This is a genomic window from Saccharibacillus sacchari DSM 19268, from assembly GCF_000585395.1.
GTDB classification, from domain to species: Bacteria; Bacillota; Bacilli; order Paenibacillales; family Paenibacillaceae; genus Saccharibacillus; species Saccharibacillus sacchari.
This window is the reverse complement of record NZ_KK073875.1, coordinates 399,928-416,915: the sequence shown is the minus strand read 5'-3', so window position 1 is coordinate 416,915 and position 16,988 is coordinate 399,928. Positions and strand designations below refer to the sequence as shown.

Annotated in this window: 14 protein-coding genes and 1 tRNA gene; 14 read left to right on the top strand and 1 reads right to left on the bottom strand. The window is 54.9% G+C overall.

All coding sequences use genetic code 11. The annotated features are described in order from the left end of the window. Window positions 1-81 precede the first annotated feature (81 nt). From SACSAC_RS01920 to SACSAC_RS01855, 14 genes are all read left to right on the top strand, one after another. Complete coding sequence (locus SACSAC_RS01920; protein WP_037282892.1) at window positions 82-1,179, top strand: GntR family transcriptional regulator; 1,098 nt, start codon at window positions 82-84, stop codon at window positions 1,177-1,179. A 119-nt stretch (window positions 1,180-1,298) separates the two neighbouring features. Beyond that, window positions 1,299-1,382 (top strand) — tRNA-Leu (locus SACSAC_RS01915). Window positions 1,383-1,573: 191 nt separating this feature from the next. Then, window positions 1,574-2,365: a sugar phosphate isomerase/epimerase family protein gene (locus SACSAC_RS26700; protein WP_051506795.1), complete on the top strand. Its 792-nt coding sequence runs from the start codon at window positions 1,574-1,576 to the stop codon at window positions 2,363-2,365. 31 nt (window positions 2,366-2,396) lie between these two features. Next, entirely contained in the window at window positions 2,397-3,518 is a 1,122-nt protein-coding gene (locus SACSAC_RS01905) for a Gfo/Idh/MocA family protein (protein ID WP_051506794.1), read from the top strand. Window positions 3,519-3,778: 260 nt separating this feature from the next. Continuing rightward, window positions 3,779-6,349 (top strand): excinuclease ABC subunit UvrA, encoded by a 2,571-nt coding sequence (locus SACSAC_RS01900; RefSeq protein ID WP_037282890.1) that lies wholly within the window; start codon window positions 3,779-3,781, stop codon window positions 6,347-6,349. 165 nt (window positions 6,350-6,514) lie between these two features. Then, window positions 6,515-7,138 (top strand): 50S ribosomal protein L25, encoded by a 624-nt coding sequence (locus tag SACSAC_RS01895; RefSeq protein ID WP_037282888.1) that lies wholly within the window; start codon window positions 6,515-6,517, stop codon window positions 7,136-7,138. 307 nt (window positions 7,139-7,445) lie between these two features. Next, a complete protein-coding gene (locus SACSAC_RS01890) occupies window positions 7,446-9,023 on the top strand; it encodes a hypothetical protein (protein WP_037282885.1) in 1,578 nt (525 codons plus the stop codon). A 31-nt stretch (window positions 9,024-9,054) separates the two neighbouring features. After that, a complete protein-coding gene (locus SACSAC_RS26695) occupies window positions 9,055-11,076 on the top strand; it encodes an LPXTG cell wall anchor domain-containing protein (RefSeq protein WP_051506793.1) in 2,022 nt (673 codons plus the stop codon). A gap of 210 nt (window positions 11,077-11,286) precedes the next feature. Next, window positions 11,287-11,574 carry a Dabb family protein gene (locus SACSAC_RS01880; protein WP_037282884.1) on the top strand — a complete coding sequence of 96 codons (288 nt, stop codon included), beginning with the start codon at window positions 11,287-11,289 and terminating at the stop codon, window positions 11,572-11,574. 107 nt (window positions 11,575-11,681) lie between these two features. Beyond that, entirely contained in the window at window positions 11,682-12,122 is a 441-nt protein-coding gene (locus tag SACSAC_RS01875) for a DUF86 domain-containing protein (protein WP_037282882.1), read from the top strand. A 39-nt stretch (window positions 12,123-12,161) separates the two neighbouring features. Then, a complete protein-coding gene (locus SACSAC_RS01870) occupies window positions 12,162-13,268 on the top strand; it encodes a DUF4261 domain-containing protein (protein ID WP_037282881.1) in 1,107 nt (368 codons plus the stop codon). Window positions 13,269-13,415: 147 nt separating this feature from the next. Next, a complete protein-coding gene (gene racE, locus SACSAC_RS01865; protein WP_037282878.1) occupies window positions 13,416-14,228 on the top strand; it encodes a glutamate racemase in 813 nt (270 codons plus the stop codon). A 70-nt stretch (window positions 14,229-14,298) separates the two neighbouring features. Then, window positions 14,299-14,604, top strand: coding sequence for an iron-sulfur cluster biosynthesis family protein (locus SACSAC_RS01860; protein ID WP_037282876.1), 306 nt, complete (start codon window positions 14,299-14,301; stop codon window positions 14,602-14,604). Between the two features lie 27 nt (window positions 14,605-14,631). Next, window positions 14,632-14,859 (top strand): YuzB family protein, encoded by a 228-nt coding sequence (locus SACSAC_RS01855; RefSeq protein WP_037282874.1) that lies wholly within the window; start codon window positions 14,632-14,634, stop codon window positions 14,857-14,859. A 127-nt stretch (window positions 14,860-14,986) separates the two neighbouring features. On the opposite strand, the gene SACSAC_RS01850 is transcribed toward SACSAC_RS01855, so the two are convergent. Beyond that, window positions 14,987-16,987, bottom strand: coding sequence for an LTA synthase family protein (locus SACSAC_RS01850; protein ID WP_037282872.1), 2,001 nt, complete (start codon window positions 16,985-16,987; stop codon window positions 14,987-14,989). Window position 16,988 lies beyond the last annotated feature (1 nt).

The window sequence follows — 16,988 nt, the reverse complement described above, 5'->3', positions numbered from 1 at the left end:
TTGGCCTATCTTTTTCAAAGTTGAAACCGCTCTCTTTTAACAAGAATCATGATCGTCAATTATGGACCGAGGTGAAATCCAATGAGCAAGCGGCTTCCTAAATATATGATCTTAAAAAATGAACTGTTGAGCTGGATCGAAAGCGGAAAGCTCTCTCCCGGCAGTCAGGTTCCTTCCGAAAATGAGATAGCCGAGCAATTTTCGCTTAGTCGCCAAACGGTCCGCCAAGCCTTCTCCGAGCTGGAAAAACAAGGTTTGCTGGAGCGCGTGCAGGGAAAAGGAACATTTGTCCGACATGCCGCCGTTCGCGAAGAAGCGGCGCAGCCGCGCACGATCGGTATCGTCACCACATATATCTCCGATTATATTTTTCCTCATATTGTGCGGGGTGCCGAGGCGGAATTGCGCAGTCGGGGGTACCGGTTGCTGCTGGCGAGTACGGACAATGACAAAGAAAAAGAGATGGAATGTCTGCGTCTGATGTTGAGCGAGCCGTTAAGCGGACTGATCATCGAACCGACCAAGAGTGCCGAAGGCAATCCGAATCTTTCTTTTTACCTGTCGATGCAGTCGAAGAATTTGCCGTTCCTGATGATTAACGAGAGTTACCGCGAGCTGGAAGTACCTTGTTTAAAAGTAGACGACGAGCGGGGCGGACTTACGGCGGCGCGTTATCTGATTAAGCAAGGGCATCGCCGTATCGTTGGTTTTTTCAAAACGGACGATCTGCAAGGGGTTAACCGTCTGAAAGGATTCATGCATGCCCACCGCGAAGCCGGAATTCCGTTGGATCCGGAGCATGTAGTCACCTATACGACGTCGCAGAAGGACAAGCTGCCAGTGAAAAAGCTGCGCGAACTGCTGGCCTCTACGGATCGCCCGACCGCATTATTTGCTTATAATGACGCGTTGGCCGTTCCGCTCCTGAACACGGCTCGCGAAATGGGAGTGTCCGTGCCCGGCGAGTTGTCGATTGTCGGATTCGATGATTCGGCGCTTGCGCTGGCGGCAGGCGTACCGTTGACGACGCTTACGCATCCGAAGGAAGAAATGGGACGGGAAGCGGCCAGGCGGTTAATCGCGATGATCGAACAAGAAGAAAGATCCAGTGATGATACAGAAGAACTTTTATACCTGCCGGAGTTGGTTGAGCGAAGTTCTGTGGTACAGCTGACGTGAAAAAGGCCATATGAATCCGTGAGAGCGGGCAGCGAACGTTTTTTGCCAAAAGGACTTGCGCACTGCTTGCTCACCGTGTTATATTATTTGGGCAGGACATTTTGTCCGGCACATGATATGCGGTCGTGGCGGAATTGGCAGACGCGCACGGTTCAGGTCCGTGTGGGCTTACCCCCGTGGAGGTTCGAGTCCTCTCGACCGCATCATTGAATAAAAATCCCTTGAATTCGTCTCAGGACGATTCAGGGGATTTTTGTTTTTCTCGACAAAAGATCGCATTCGAAAAACAGGCGCAATAACAGACTGCAAAAGTGTCGCAAAAACGGATTCCCAAGAGAATCCGTTTTTGATAGGGTAGAAATAGACAAACCGGAATGAAAAGGAGCCGCCAGGCATGAAATTGGGAATCATCGCAACAGTTGAAGAAAAGAGCTTCGTTGAAGCCGAGCGCAGAGGGCTCAGCTTCCTGGAGTTTTGCGTGAATGAGGGAGACGACGTGGACGCATTCTGCGATCGTCGGGAACAGATTGCGCAGTGGAGCCAGCAGTACGGAATCGAGATCGGTTCGATCGGACGCTGGAAGTCGGAGCGGATCGATCCAAACGGAGAGATCATTGCGGAAGAACTGGAGCGCTGTTGCAAACTGATCGACGTTGCTTCCGCGCTGGAATGCCGCAGTTTCGTCGTGGGCTGCAATTACGTCGAAGAGCTGTCTTTTTATGCAAATTGCACGGCGGCTATCGGATTTTTCAGCAAGCTGATCGATTACGCGCAAGGCAAAAACGTGAAAATTTCCACGTATAATTGCCGCAAAGTGAATTTCGTGAATACGCCGGACGTCTGGAGAATCGTGCACGGCCATCTGCCGGAGCTGGGCATCAAGTTCGATCCGTCGCATGCGCGCTTTTTCGAGGGAGATTATTTGCAGGAGGCGCTGGATTGGGGGCATCGCTTCTATCACGTTCATCTTAAAGGATCGCTGTTGGTGAACGGAGTGAAAGTCGACGAACCGCCGGCAGGACTGGATCAGACGGATTGGCCTTCATTCCTGGCGGTGCTCAGAAGCACCGGATATAACGCCGGATTGAGCATCGAACCGCGCAAATCGTCTTTGCCGGACGAACTGGCGGCGGCGGGCATCGATTATTCGGCCGATTATTTCCGCAAGCTGCTGCTGCAACCGTAGTCTATCGTTTGGAAAAAGGGGGACAATCAGCATGGACAAATTGAAGTATGCCTTGATCGGAGCCGGAGGCAACGCCGAGAAAAAGCATATCCACGGCTATAAAGAGCTGCACGACATCGAAGTCGTTGCGATCTGCGATGTCGATCTCGGCAAAGCATCCGCGATGGCGGCCCGGCATAACGTACCGAATGCGTACAGCGATTACAAAGAAATGATCGAAGCGGAGAAGCCGGACATCGTCAGCGTCGTCACGCCCAACTTTTTGCACGCCGAGATTACGGAATATGCGTTGTCGCATGGCGTAAATGTGCACTGCGAGAAGCCGCTTACTCTGCATGCGGAGGAAGCCCGGCGGATCGTGGAAGCGAGGGACCGTTCCGGCAAGCAGGTCATGATCGGGTTGAACAACCGTTTTACGAACGAAGCGATCTATTTGAAAAAGTGGATCGACGACGGCAACCTCGGCCATATCTACAGCGCCAAAGCCGGTTGGATGCGTCGCAGCGGCATTCCTGGGCGCGGAACATGGTTCACGGATAAAGCCCGTGCCGGAGGCGGCGTGTTGATCGATCTTGGAGCGCATTATATCGATCTGGCGCTGTATTTCATGGGCATGCCCAAAGTCTCGTATGCAGCGGGACGAGTTTACCAGAACTTCATGCAGACCGGAACGCGGAACCGGCATGGCTATACCGGAATCGAGAATGGCATTTTCGACGTCGAAGATGCTGCGCACGGTTATATTGCTTTGGAAGACGGAGCAAGCCTGGCCCTCGATTTCAGTTGGGCTGCCAATATTGAAGAAGAACGGTTCTACGTGGAACTGATGGGAACCAAAGGCGGGGCCACGCTGATCAACGGGACTTTGAATTTGTTCGGGGAGCATAACGGAATTTGTCTCGATATGACGCCCAAACTTAAAATCAATCCGTTTCTGCAATTGACCGGCGAATTTCGTCATTTTGTCGATTGCATTAAGGATGAAAAGCAAAATCTGATTGCTCCGGCGGAGCATGGCTTGTATTTCGCGGAGGTCGTGGATGCTTTTTATGAAAGCGCGGAGACGGGACTGCCGGTGGTGCTGAATGCGGGCAGCGCGGCGAAATCGATCGGTAATGAGACGCGCGCGTTCAATGCCGGACGGAACATCTAGTTTTTCATGCTAGGGCGTGTACGCAAACTCAACGCCATGCATCTTGACGGAGTTTGCGTACACGCCCTAAAGGAGACTGTCTTCGAGCCTTGTCAGGGCCTGAAGCCGGTCTTTTTTTGTGTTCGGAACGGTTTCGGCAGTTTCGAACCAACGGAAAGCGCCGAACTGATTTAAGGACTTCCGAATGCGGTAAACGTATCAGGACAGGATCGGCTGCCGATCTTGTCCGAGAACGAAAATCCGCAAAGGGGGTCTTGATCATGAATGCCGACTTCTTCTCTTCACGCTCCGAGCGCCGACGCGAATCCGACGGCATGATCCGCGTGCGCGGGGCGAACGAAAATAATTTAAAACATGCCGATCTCGATCTTCCGCGCGATTCGCTGGTCGTTTTTACCGGCGTGTCCGGTTCCGGCAAGTCGTCGCTCGCTTTCGGCACGCTGTATGCCGAAGCGCAGCGGCGTTATTTGGAATCGGTCGCGCCGTATGCGCGAAGACTGATTCAGCAGGCGGGCGCGCCGCAGGTCGAAAGCATCGAAGGACTGCCTCCGGCGGTGGGGCTTCAGCAGCAGCGGAGCGTGCCGCAGGAACGCTCGACCGTAGGCAGTTTGACCGCCGTGTCCAACGTGCTTCGCATGCTGTACGCGCGGGCCGGCGATTATCCGGACGGCCAAGCCGTGCTGTATGCCGAAGACTTTTCGCCCAATACGCCGCAAGGCGCTTGCCCGGAATGCCAGGGACTCGGACGCATTTACGACGCGACCGAAGAATCGATGGTGCCGGATCCCGAACTCAGCATCCGGCAGCGCGCGATCGCGGCTTGGCCGGGAGCTTGGCACGGACAGAACCTGCGCGATATTTTGATCTCGCTCGGGTACGACGTGGATAAACCGTGGAAAGACCTGCCGCAAAAAGACCGCGATTGGATCTTGTTCACCGAAGAAAAGCCTTCGGCGCCGGTCTATCCCGACCTGAGTTACGAGGAAATCCGGGAAGCCGTCCGCGCCGGACGACGTCCCGACTACATGGGCAATTATACGGGCGCCCGGCGTCAACTGCTCAATATGTACGCTTCTGCCGACACGCCGGGACGCAGGCAGCGGCTGGAGCCTTATCTGGAAGTTCGCCCTTGCCCGGCGTGCGAAGGCAAAAGACTGAAGCGCGAGGCGCTTTCGGTGACATTCGCGGGACTGGATATCGCGGAATTGTTCCGGTTGCCGGTCGCAGAGCTTCGGGAAAAGCTGGAAGAAGGCGTTCGCCTGCATCGCGCGTATTCGGCAAAAGGCGCCAAGAGTCCCGAACGGGAAACCGAAAAAGCGCAGGTCGCCAAACGTCTGGTCGACGACGTATCGAGCCGGTTGGAACGGTTGATCGCGATCGGCGTCGGCCATTTGTCGCTGGATCGTCCGGCGCCTACGTTGTCGTCGGGCGAGCTTCAGCGCCTGCGTTTGGCGACGCAGTTGATCTCCAAGCTGTTCGGCGTCGCTTACGTGCTGGACGAGCCGTCGGCCGGCTTGCACCCCGCCGACGGCGAAGCGCTGCTGGAATCGCTCGCCGCGCTGCGCGACGCGGGCAATTCGGTACTCGTCGTCGAGCATAATCTCGACGTGATCAAGCATGCCGAATGGCTGGTCGATATCGGACCGGAAGCGGGCGAACGCGGAGGGAAAGTCTTGTACAGCGGCCCGCCCGCGGGTCTGGAATCGGTCGAAGAATCGATCACCCGCCGATACGTGTTCGCGGAAACGCCTGCCGCGCTCCGGGAACCGCGGCAGCCCGAAGGCTGGCTGAAGATCCGGCAGCTTTCGTTCAACAATCTGCATGAGTTAGACGTCGATATTCCGCTCGGCTGCTTGACGGCGGTGACCGGAGTGTCCGGTTCGGGTAAGTCGAGCCTCGTCTCGACGGCGCTTCCGGCGCTGCTGGCTCCGCGCCTGGGCGATCTTCCGTCCGATCCGGAAGAAGAAGAGGAAGAAAGCCAAAGCCGGCAGGTATCGGGAAAAATCTCCGGCGATCTGGATTCGCTGCGCCGCCTGGTGCGAATCGACCAGAAGCCGATCGGACGCACGCCGCGCTCCAACTTGGCGACATATACCGGATTGTTCGACCATGTGCGCAAGCTGTTCGCGAATGCGCCGCTGTCGCGGGAAAGAGGATACAAAGCCGGCCGTTTTTCGTTCAACGTGGCGGCGGGACGCTGTCCGAACTGCGAAGGGCAAGGCTTCGTCCAGATCGAGCTGATGTTTTTGTCGAGCCTTTACGTGCCTTGCCCGGAATGCGGAGGGGCGCGTTATAACCCCGAGACGCTTGAGGTGCAATGGAACGACCTGAACGTTGCCGACGTGTTGGGGCTTACCGTGGAAGAAGCGGCCGAGGTCTTTGCGGATCAGCAGTCGATCTCTCGTCCGTTATCGGTGCTGTTGGACTTGGGACTCGGCTACTTGAAACTCGGTCAGCCGGCGACCGAACTTTCGGGCGGCGAATCGCAACGCATCAAGTTGGCTTCCGAACTTCAGCGCACGCAGCGCGGCCGTACGCTCTACTTGCTGGACGAGCCGACCAACGGCCTGCATCCGGTCGACGCGGATCGGCTGCTGCGCCATTTGGACGCGTTGGCGAAAGCCGGGCATGCGGTCGTCATGGTAGAGCATAATATGCGGATCGCCGCGCAGTCCGATTGGATCATCGATCTGGGACCGGGAGCGGCGGCTCAAGGCGGAAAGATCGTGGCGGCGGGAACGCCGCATGAAGTATCGGAGAACAAAGAGAGCCGTACCGCTCCTTATCTGGCTCCGTACCTGGCTTCAGTCGCAGAAAAAACGGCGGATTGAGCGGAGTTTTTTTCGAACTTGTTTTCCGGCCATTTCGAGCATGTGATACAAGTTAGCGTCTGCGGGGTAATAGAATAACGTGAAGACGACGGAAAGCCCGGCCAGGCCGGTATTCCAGTTCTTTCCGAATCGTTGATTGTCCAATTCCGAGGAGGTCGAGTAATCATGAGTAAAGCACTTGAAGCTGAAAAAAGAAGCGGTTTTAAACGTTCCGATATCAGAGTTCTGCGCGAAAGCGGGCGCGTTCCTGCCGTAGTGTACGGCAAGAAAGCAGACGGCATTCCTGTTCATGTCGATGCCAAGGATCTGCTTCGCCACGTGCAAAGAGGCGGCGCGGACATTTTCTCCCTGAAGGTGAAAGACGGTTCGACGTCCCAAGTCATGATCAAGGACGTACAGCGTGTCAGCGGGCGAATCATTCACGCGGATTTCCTGCAAATCGACAAAAACACAGTCGTTCGCGCCACGATCGCGATCGATTATCAGGGTGAAGCCAAAGGAACGAAGGAAGGCGGCATCTTCCAGGTTCAGGCTACAGAGCTCGAAATCGAGGCACTGCCGGACGATCTTCCGAGCACGCTGGAGATCGACATTTCCAATCTGGAGATCGGCGACAAGCTGACTGCGGCAGATCTGAAGCTGTCGGATAAAGTTAAGCTGCTTTCTTCGGAGGAGGAAGTGATCGCTTCCGTGATCGTTCCTCAAGTGCTCGAAGAGCCGGAAGCCGAAGCTGCGGAAGAGCCGGAAGTGGCACCGGAGCGCGTAGGCGACGAGGAGAAATCCGAGTAAGCCGTACGTTGACCGAACGTTTGTTTATAACGAAATGAAGAAAAGCCGTTTTCCTTCGGGAAGACGGCTTTTTTGCGCGTTCCTGACTATTCAAACATTATGAAAAAAATTCAAAGCAAGAAAACCAGGCAGTAAGCGAGTTGTTCATTTTTCATATATGGGATCTTTTTACTTTTTGCTTAAAAATGAGTTTCGACAGAAAAAATGGATGGTAAAAAAGGAGTAGACACAGTTTAGACACTTTTCAACAAAGTGGTCGAATTGGGTCAAAAGCAGGAGATGTCGGATGCAGAAAGGAGGTGAATCAGTGAAAAGACGAATGCTAGCGATCGTCTTGGCGGCATCATGGATACTGGTCTTCCAGACCCACTCCGCCGAGGCTAAGTTCGCCCCCGGACTTTTGGACAATGTGCTTAAAGGAGCGGTTGATGTCGTCGATCAAACGGTCGGCGGCGTATCCGATTCAGTCAATCAGACGGTAAGCGGCGCGACGGGCGCGCTGGAGCAAACGGTAAGCGGAACCTTAAATCAGACGCAGCAAGTGGTCCAGAATACGTTAGATGTTACGGGAAAAGCGGCTGGAGGGCTGCTTGAACCGGTTACGACTCCAACAGCAGACAGTGTAGGCAATGTGGTCAATACCGTGGAACAAGTGGTGAAAGACGCAAATGTCATCGTGAATGAAACCGTTGACATTCCGCTGAACACCGTTCCTCAAGTGACAGGAGCATTAAACGGCAAGGCTGCCGATCCTGTAGGCACATTGCTGGAAGAAACGGGGCAAACCGTCAAAGCGGTAGATCAGACGGTCAAAAACACGACGGAAAATGTCGGAAAGATCGTGGAAAGCGTCGGACCTGTAACGGAAGGAGCCGGAAATACGGTTGGCGAAGTCGTCGAGACGGTGGCAGAGACCGTAAAAGAAACGGTGAAGCCGATTACCCAGCCGGGAAGCGGCGGCGGGACGCCAAGCTTGCCTGCGATTCCGATTGTTCCGACTCAACCGACCAACCCCGGAACACAGACGCCGACGCCTTCGCAACCGGATAAAGAGCCGGGTAAGGGGAACGATCAGGAACCGGGAAGCGGTCAGGGCGGACAACAACCGACAGTACCAACGACAGGGTCGGAGACAACGGTGCCTGCTCCAACGACGACCGAGTCTTCGGGCGGGGCCAGAGTCTCGGACGGTGGACACGGGGCAGTTAACCCTTCCCAATCTGACGGCGCGCCGAATACGGTAGCCGGACAGGTGGTGCACATTCAGGAAGCTCAGCGTATTGTCGTCGGCGAGGTGCTCGTTCCCGTTTTACCGGAGAATCAGCCTTCAGTGACCGAACAACAACCGTTGACCGAGCCGAACCAATCCGTATCGATTGCGGGTTACGGGCTGGACGATGCAGAAGAACTTTCGTTGGAAGAACAGCCGGTTGGTATGACTGCGGAGCTGTTACCAGATCCTTCTACACTAGAGGTAGCCGGTATATTACCGAATGAAGAAGCGTTAGGCACGTCTTCGCGAGACGGGGGAGTTACTCAGGTTCGCGAGAACAAGACCTCTTCCTCGGATTCTTCGGCGGAACTTGCAGAGCCGAAGGGCAAGCAGGCAGCGCCTCTTGCACCACGTGAAGGCCGTCAGCCGCAAGCACCGGTCGTACCCGGATTGTTAAGCGAAGGCTCGCCGACGCGCGGCGCTTCGGGATCGTCGCAAGGCGGCTCTGGATTTGCGGGGCCTCAGCCTCCGATCGCGCAGCTGTATACCGGATTCATGCCGGTAGCTTCGGACTCGTTATATCGTTTGAAAGCCACTTCAGATACGGAAGGCAGTCAATGGATCAACGCCCCGCCTTTTTCACCACCGAAGCAAGCTCCCTTTTTGACGTAAAAATCAAAAAAATAAAAGGGAGCGATAACTAATGAAAAAGACGGTAAAAGCACTGATGACAACAGGATTTGCGGCAGTCACACTCGTATTGGCTCAAGGAGCCGCATCGGCTGCGGAAGTTACGACGACCGACAGCGGCGCGCCTCAGACGGAAAGTCGTTCGCTGCTGAACCTCAATGCCGACGGCCTGCTCGGGGATACGCTGCAAGTCAATGTATTGCCGAGTGAGACAAGCAGTGCTGGAAGCAATGGTGCGGCAACGAATTACGATGCGCTGGTCAACGTAGATCTTGGCGGAGTGCTGGGCGATGATGTGCATGTCGGCGTACTGGAGAACGAAGAATCCACTAGAACCTCCAGTGCAACAACAGAAACGCCAGCCGCTACAACAACGACGGAATCTAGCTCATTGCTGAATGTGAACCTCGATGAAGTGTTGGGCGAAAGCGTCCAAGTGGGCGTACTGGAAAACGAAGAATCCAACACAATTTCCGGTACAACGACGGGAACACCAGCCGCTACAGCAAACACGGAATCGAGTTCGCTGGTTAACGTGAACCTCGACGAAGTGTTGGGAGAAACGGTCCACGTCGGCGTACTGGAAAACGGAGAATCCAACACAACTTCCGGTACAACGACGGGAACACCAGCCGCTACAGCAAACACGGAATCGAGTTCGCTGGTTAACGTGAACCTCGATGAAGTGTTGGGCGAAAGCGTCCAAGTGGGCGTACTGGAAAACGAAGAATCCAACACAACTTCCGGTGCGACAACAGGAACACCAGCCGCTACAGCAAATACGGAATCGAGTTCGCTGGTTAACGTGAACCTCGACGAAGTTTTGGGAGAAACGGTTCACGTCGGCGTATTGGAAAATGAAGCAACCAACACGAATTCGGGCGCAACCAATGGATCGACGAACCCAACAACGACGAATAACAGCTACGATTCCTTGTTGAACGTAGACCTTAACGAAGTATTGGGCGACAATATTCATTTGGGCGTGCTGGAAAACGAATCCAACAACACGAACTCCGGTACGACGAACCCGGCAACGCAAAGCAATTCCGATTCTCTGCTGAACCTGAATCTCGACGATCTGCTCGGTAACGACGTCGGACTGACGGTTCTGGGCAACAATAATTCCGTGAACGGAGATGGAACGTCCAACAATTCCTCGCTGCTTGATTTGAACTTGAACGGCATTCTGCCTGGCGTTCAGGTGTCGGTGCTGGAAAACTCTACATTTACTCCAGCAGCACCGGGAGGAAATGACGGAGGAACGACTCCGAATCCGGGTAACGGAGACGATGACGGCGGCACCACCACGCCAAACCCGGGTAACGGTGGGGACGATGATGGTGGAACAACGCCGAACCCAGGAACGGGTGGTAACGACGGCGGTACGACGCCTAACCCAGGCACGGGCGGTAACGACGGCGGTACGACGCCGAACCCAGGCATGGGCGGTAACGATGGCGGTACGACGCCGAACCCGGGCACTGGCGGTAACGATGGCGGTACGACGCCGAACCCGGGCACTGGCGGTAACGATGGCGGTACGACGCCAAACCCAGGCACGGGCGGTAACGACGGCGGAATCACGGTTGACGGCGTAGTCGCAGCATCCGTACCGGGAACCGTAATCGCGTCTTCGGGCAATACGCCAAGTGCGCTGCCTGCCGACGACGAAGACGGAGAACCGGTTGGAAACAACGTTACGACAGCTACAGCATCGGAAGGTGACGAGTTTGATGAGTTGTCGCCTGAAATGGATGACAACCGCGGCGTGACGGATGGAGCGATTGTAACAGCAGATGCATCGACGGCCGATATCGGAGAACGTCCTGTGACGATCGCAGCGACGCCAACCGCGGAAGTTGCAATGGACGCTACGACAACGGATGCAGCGAACTCTGCGGCTTCGATGAATTGGACCGGCGTTTCCGAACTGCCTCAAACAGGAGAAACCGGCAGCGACGCGATGTTCCTGTACGCAGGCTTGCTGCTGATGGTATCCGGTGCTGCAATTCGTTTTCGTCGTTCGCGTTAATCGTTAAGAAAAACACTTTGCTTGAGCGGGAAAAGACCGTTTGTCGGAATCACGGCAAACGGTCTTTTTCTTTGCGCCGACTTTGACAAAGGACGACGCATTTTCGCTAAATCGCCGTGTTCGATTTTGGCTGTAACCGCTCTCCTTATGATATAGTTTCTTTATGAGCTTTTTTGAAGGTCAATTCAACGGCAGAAGGAGATGAACATGATGATTAAACATATCGTCTTTTTTAAATTGAAAAACCGTTCGGCGGAAAGCGTAGCGGAGGCGGCAGACGTTTTGCGCAGCATGGAAGGCAAGATCGAGCAGCTCAAATCGCTGGAGATCGGAACGGATATCCTGCGCACCGAGCGTTCTTACGATATCGCGCTGACGGCAACGGTAGAGACGCTGGATGATCTGCAAGGCTATCAGACGCATCCGGAACACCAGAAGATTATCGAATACATCAATGGCGTCAAAGAAGTCTCGTACGCCGTCGACTACGAAATCTAATATCGGTTTACGCGATTACTACATATCGCGGAAAGACGAAACGCGAAAATCCAGGAACCGAGCGGTTTGCGACTTCAGCCGCAGCGGATACACAGGAGGAACCGGCATTGTATTACGTCAATCGGGAACAGATCGAGAAGCGCCTGCTGTCGCTGCCGCAGACGATCGAAGCGATGCGTTTGGTCGCTGCGCAGTGGGAGGGAACGCTCCTGCAAGGAATGGCGCAAGAGCGCGCTTTGCATCTGGCATTGGAAGCCGTCACGGATATCGGAAGCTATCTGATCGACGGATTCATTATGCGCGATGCGGGCAGTTACGAGGATATTATAGACATTATTCACGGGGAGACCGTGATCGACGATCAGCTGCATGAGGTGATGTTGCGACTGGTCAGATTGCGTCGTCCGTTGGTGCAGGATTATTACGAATGGGATCGTAAAGCCCTGCACACGCTGACAATGGAGCTGCCTGCCGCCTTGAAGCAGTTTGCGGATCGGGTGAACCGGTATTTGCTTAGCGAACTTGGCGAGAGCGGCAGGCCAAACTAAGCGAACATACCGGATAGACACGGAGGGGGAAGCAGACACATGGCCGATTCGGCAGGGCAACAACCAAAAGAAGGCAAGAAAATGAAACCGGGATTCCTTCCGGTATACGCAGTCGAGTTATTATTCCGGGAGGAACCGAAGCTGGAACCTTCGCTTATTCTTGAGCGGATTCATCAACGCATTCGCAAGACCGCGATCAACACGGGACCGTTTCGGGAGACGGAACAAGTGGAGAACGAGGCGCTGCGTCGCAAGGAGACGACGGGCAGCGACCGTTTCGAGCTGGCCGCCGTTTTTTACCATGCCGATTACACCGTGAATTTCACGGATGCGGAAGTGCCCGCGCAGACGAGAATCTTCGAGCCCAGAGAGATTCGCGAGGATCTGAATTGGGAAGGCGTGCTTCAGCAAAGCTGGAAATGGGAAGGCGGAGCGGAGCGGCTTGAAGAGTATCGGTATGCGGTAACGCTATGCGATTGGTACGCGGCCATGCTGCCGTTTGAGCGTCGGATTGATATGTTCCAGTCCGTCTTGGCAAGCGTGATCGAGACGACGGGCTGTGATGCGATCTATTGGCAGCCGAGCGGACAATTGATCGATGCGGGAACTTTCTTGGCCTCTTATCCGAACGAGCCTCTCTACGGAGCGTTGAACGTCAGAGTTTATCAGATGCAGCGGCAAAACGAAGTGCTGGTCGATACGCTCGGCTTGACCGCTCTCGGCGTGCCGGACATTCAGTGCCGGGTAGTGGATATGACGCCGGACCGGGTGATTCCGATGATCTACGGCGCCTCTTACTACGTCTACGGCAACGCGGGCGAAGCAGCCGACGGACAACTGCTCGGCGGTGCCGGACTCAGATGGCGCTGCGAGCGCCAGCGCTCCGTCCTGGCTCCCGAACGCGCGGTGATCGACCTCAATCCGGGCCATCCTCATTATGCCGGAACGCAAACGGAAGATCCGGTCGGGTACGAGAAGGATGAAGCGAACGCTTGGCAAGATGACGAAGAAGATTCAGGCTCTGGTTATCGGTTGCGCGAAGAAGACGGAACCGAGTTCCGCTCCGAGCGCGAGTACCGGATGCAGGAGAGTCGTCAGACTCCGCCCACGCAAGATTCGCATGCATCGACTTCCGAAGAGGAGTAATCGATTCGTCCAAAAGCTGCTTGCGGCGAGGGAGTCGCTTCGCTATGATAGAGTTTAGGCTTAATTTTAACCCCGGTCCATCTTTTGCGGTGTTGTGTCCATAAGAGGTGGATGTTCGGGAAAACGATATGAAGGAAGCGTGTACTCGTGCAGCAAGCTATTGCGATAATGGATTCGGGAGTCGGCGGCCTGACCGTGGCCAGAGAGGTCATGCGTCAATTGCCGAGAGAACAAATCATCTATTTCGGAGATACGGCGCGTACCCCTTACGGACCGCGCGATCTCATGGAAGTCCGCGCATTTACGGAGCAGATCGTCGATTATCTCATGACGTTCAATCCCAAAATGATCGTCATCGCCTGTAATACGGCCACCGCCGCAGCGCTTGATACGATTGCGGAGAAGGTGGATATTCCGGTTGTCGGCGTCATTCATCCGGGTGCCCGCGCGGCGATCAGCAAAGCAAACAACGGCATTATCGGAGTCATCGGCACAAAAGGAACAGTCGATAGCGGGGCATACGCCCAAGCGTTGAAACAGATCTCTCCTTTTGTCAATGTGGTCAGCCGTGCATGTCCGTCGTTTGTTCCTTTGGTCGAGCAGGGGCATTTTAGCGGTCGGGCCACGTATGAGATCGTCAAAAACGAACTGCTCCCATTGCGTGCGCTGCCGCTCGACTGCCTGATTTTGGGTTGCACCCACTATCCGTTCCTTGCGGACACCATTCAGCGGGTGATGGGACCGTCGGTGAAGCTGATCAGTTCGGCGGAGGAGACGGCTCGCGAAGTCAGTACGATTTTGTATGAAAAAGGGCAGTTGGAAACCGGCGATTCCATTCCCGAGCATCGGTTCTTGCACAGCGGAGAATCGGATATGTTCGAGAAAATCGCACAAAAGTGGCTGGCCGAGTATATCGCAAGAACGAAAGCCATTTGGCAGGTCGCATCCATGCAAGGTTGAGACTGCCTTTTGCTGCACTATCATCTTATGAAGAGCCGCGGTTTGAAACCGCAGGCGGGAGGAGTCTGTCATGAAGGTCAAAATTACGCGCAACGCTGCGAAGAAACTGCTGGAAGAGTTGAACAAGGAAGAAAACAAAGAAATGAACGTTCGCGTATTCATTACGCATTCGCACGGCGACCACGCCCACTACGGCATGGATCTGGATAAGCAAAAAGACGGCGACGAGTTGGTTGCGACCGACAAGGATATCAGCGTTCTGGTCGATGCCAGCGAGCCGCTGCTTGACGGAATCAAGATCGATTATCTGTACAGCACCCAGGAAGAAGGATTCGTGATCACGAATCCGTCGAAGGGTAACCACGGCGACCACTAAGAACTGCCGAAGAAGAAGGGAAGAATCATGGCTAACGATATTCGCGTTTGCGATAAATGTCAGCACGTACGCATGAAGACCATCGTGCCGAAGCTGCAAAAAATGGCTCCCGATGCCGAGATCAAAGTGGGCTGCAAGTCGTACTGCGGTCCTTGCGGCAAACGGGCATTCGTCTTCATCAACGGCCGTTACGTCAGCGCTCCGACAGAAGCCGAAGTGCTGGAAAAGGTCGCGCCTTTTATTAAAAAATCATAATCGGCACGTCGCGGCTCGGCATTGAGCTGCGTGTATGACCGATTTCCAAAAAGCCCCGAGTTCCGGATTGACGGAATTCGGGGCTTTTTATGGGCTGCTGCGAAAAAAGTTGGCGCGGAGCGAGAAGTTATTTTTTTAAATCCAGCGTCGGAATCAAATCTTTCGCCAGCACATCGTCCGAGATCGCCAGACGCTTTACCGCTTCGTCGTATCCTGCCCGTGCTTGTTCCACGTCGGTCGGTTGTCCGGTTGCGAGGTCATAGCAGATCCCATTTTCGAACACGCCGTCAGGAGAAGGTTCGTAGTAGATTTTGCCGTCGGTAAATGCGCCTGTTCGCAGCACGACGAGTCGTTCCTGCTTGGAATCGTCAAGCAGATTGCTGCCCATCAGCGCGTAATTGCCGGCATCGACTCCCAGTAGCGACAGCAACGTCGGCATGATATCGAGCTGACCGCCAGGCTGCTCATATGTCCCGGCCAGCTCGCCGTCCGGCAGATGGATCAGCAGCGGGACCTGGCCCATCATCTGCGTATATTCGAACTCCGATACGTCATCGCCCAACAAGGTTCCTACGGCTTCGTGCTCGTCGAGTGAAAAGTCATGGTCGCCGTAGAAGACGAAGATCGTATTTTCCCATAGTCCGTCGTTTTTCAACCGCTGCACCATGTCGCCCAAAGCCGAATCGACGTAATGCACCGACTGCAAATAATCGCCGAACGTCGTGCCTTCGAACTCGCCGACCGGAAGTTTGTCTTCGTCTTTCAGCGCCAAATTATACGGATGATGGCTGCTGAGACCGATCAGGAACGAATAGAACGGCTCCGGCGTGTTTTCCATAAACCCGACCGACTGATTGAAGAACGAGCGATCCCCGAGCGACCAGCCGAGCGGTTCGTCGATCACGTAATCTTTTTCCGTATAAAAACGATCATATCCCATCTCCTGATACATCCGATTCCGATTCCAGAAGCTGCCGTCGTAGGCGTGGAATACGTTGGCCGAATAGCCTTGTTCTTTCAAGATCGAAGGCAAAGTCTCGAATTCGTTGTCGGCGTACCGGATAAAAACGGAACCCGAAGGCAGCGGATGCAGCGAAAAGTTGGCGGCAAGATCGGCATCGGAGGTACGGCCTTGCCCGGTTTGTTGGTAAAAGTGATCGAAATACAGACTGTCCGCCATCAGCGCGTCGAGATTCGGAGTGATCGGCTGTCCGTTCACTTCTTTTCCGACAAAAAAGTTCATGAACGCTTCACCCTGCACCATGACGACGTTGCTGCCTTTGTACTTGCCCAGCAATTCTGCCGGACCTGTGCGAGAGGCGCGGCCTTTCTCGAACCAGTCGCGGATTTCCGTCAAACGTTCATCCGATAACGATTGCCCTTTGCCGATCGCGGTCTGCGCGTAACGGTAAGCGTCGATCGCGTGAAAGCCGAGCAACCCGGTCACGTTGTACATGGACATGTTCCACCAGTTGTTTTCCAACAGGTTTTTGGCCCAGGTCTGGGAAGCGTGTCGAATCGGGAAAAAGGCGGCGGAGAACCCGATGACCAGCACCAGAAGTCCGGCCGCAAATCGTTGGAGGAAACGGACTCTTCTGCGCGAAGAAGAGGACGTACCCGTTCCGAGCGAGTACGCGGATGTGCCTGAGAAGCCCCGAACATTTTTACGTCGTCTCGACCAGCCCCACAGCGCGGCAGCCAGCATCAGCGGCCAATCGGCGAACAGCCAAAGGTCGCGCCAGCGCAGCAGTTCCGCGATGCTGCCGCCGAGCGATTCCACCTGCCCGGCTTGCAGCAGCACGGGAACGGTCAGAAAGTCGCCGAAGTAGCGGAAATAGACGAGGTCTGCGAAGATCAGCGCCGTCAGCAGCAGGTCCAGCAGCGCCAATGCCCATAAGCGAGCGCGCACAGGCAGCCAGAATACCCAAAATGATAAAGCCAGCACACAGCCTGCGGCGATCAGAAAATCCGTAGCACCCATATTGATGTACGGAAGTTGCAGATTGCCATGCAGCAGGCGCAGCTTGCCCAGCATAAGAAGCACGAACAACACATAAAGGACCGAGGTAAAGAGAAGACCCGGCTTGGGGCCGGGTCTTGTTGATGAAGAATTCAATATTCGCAACATA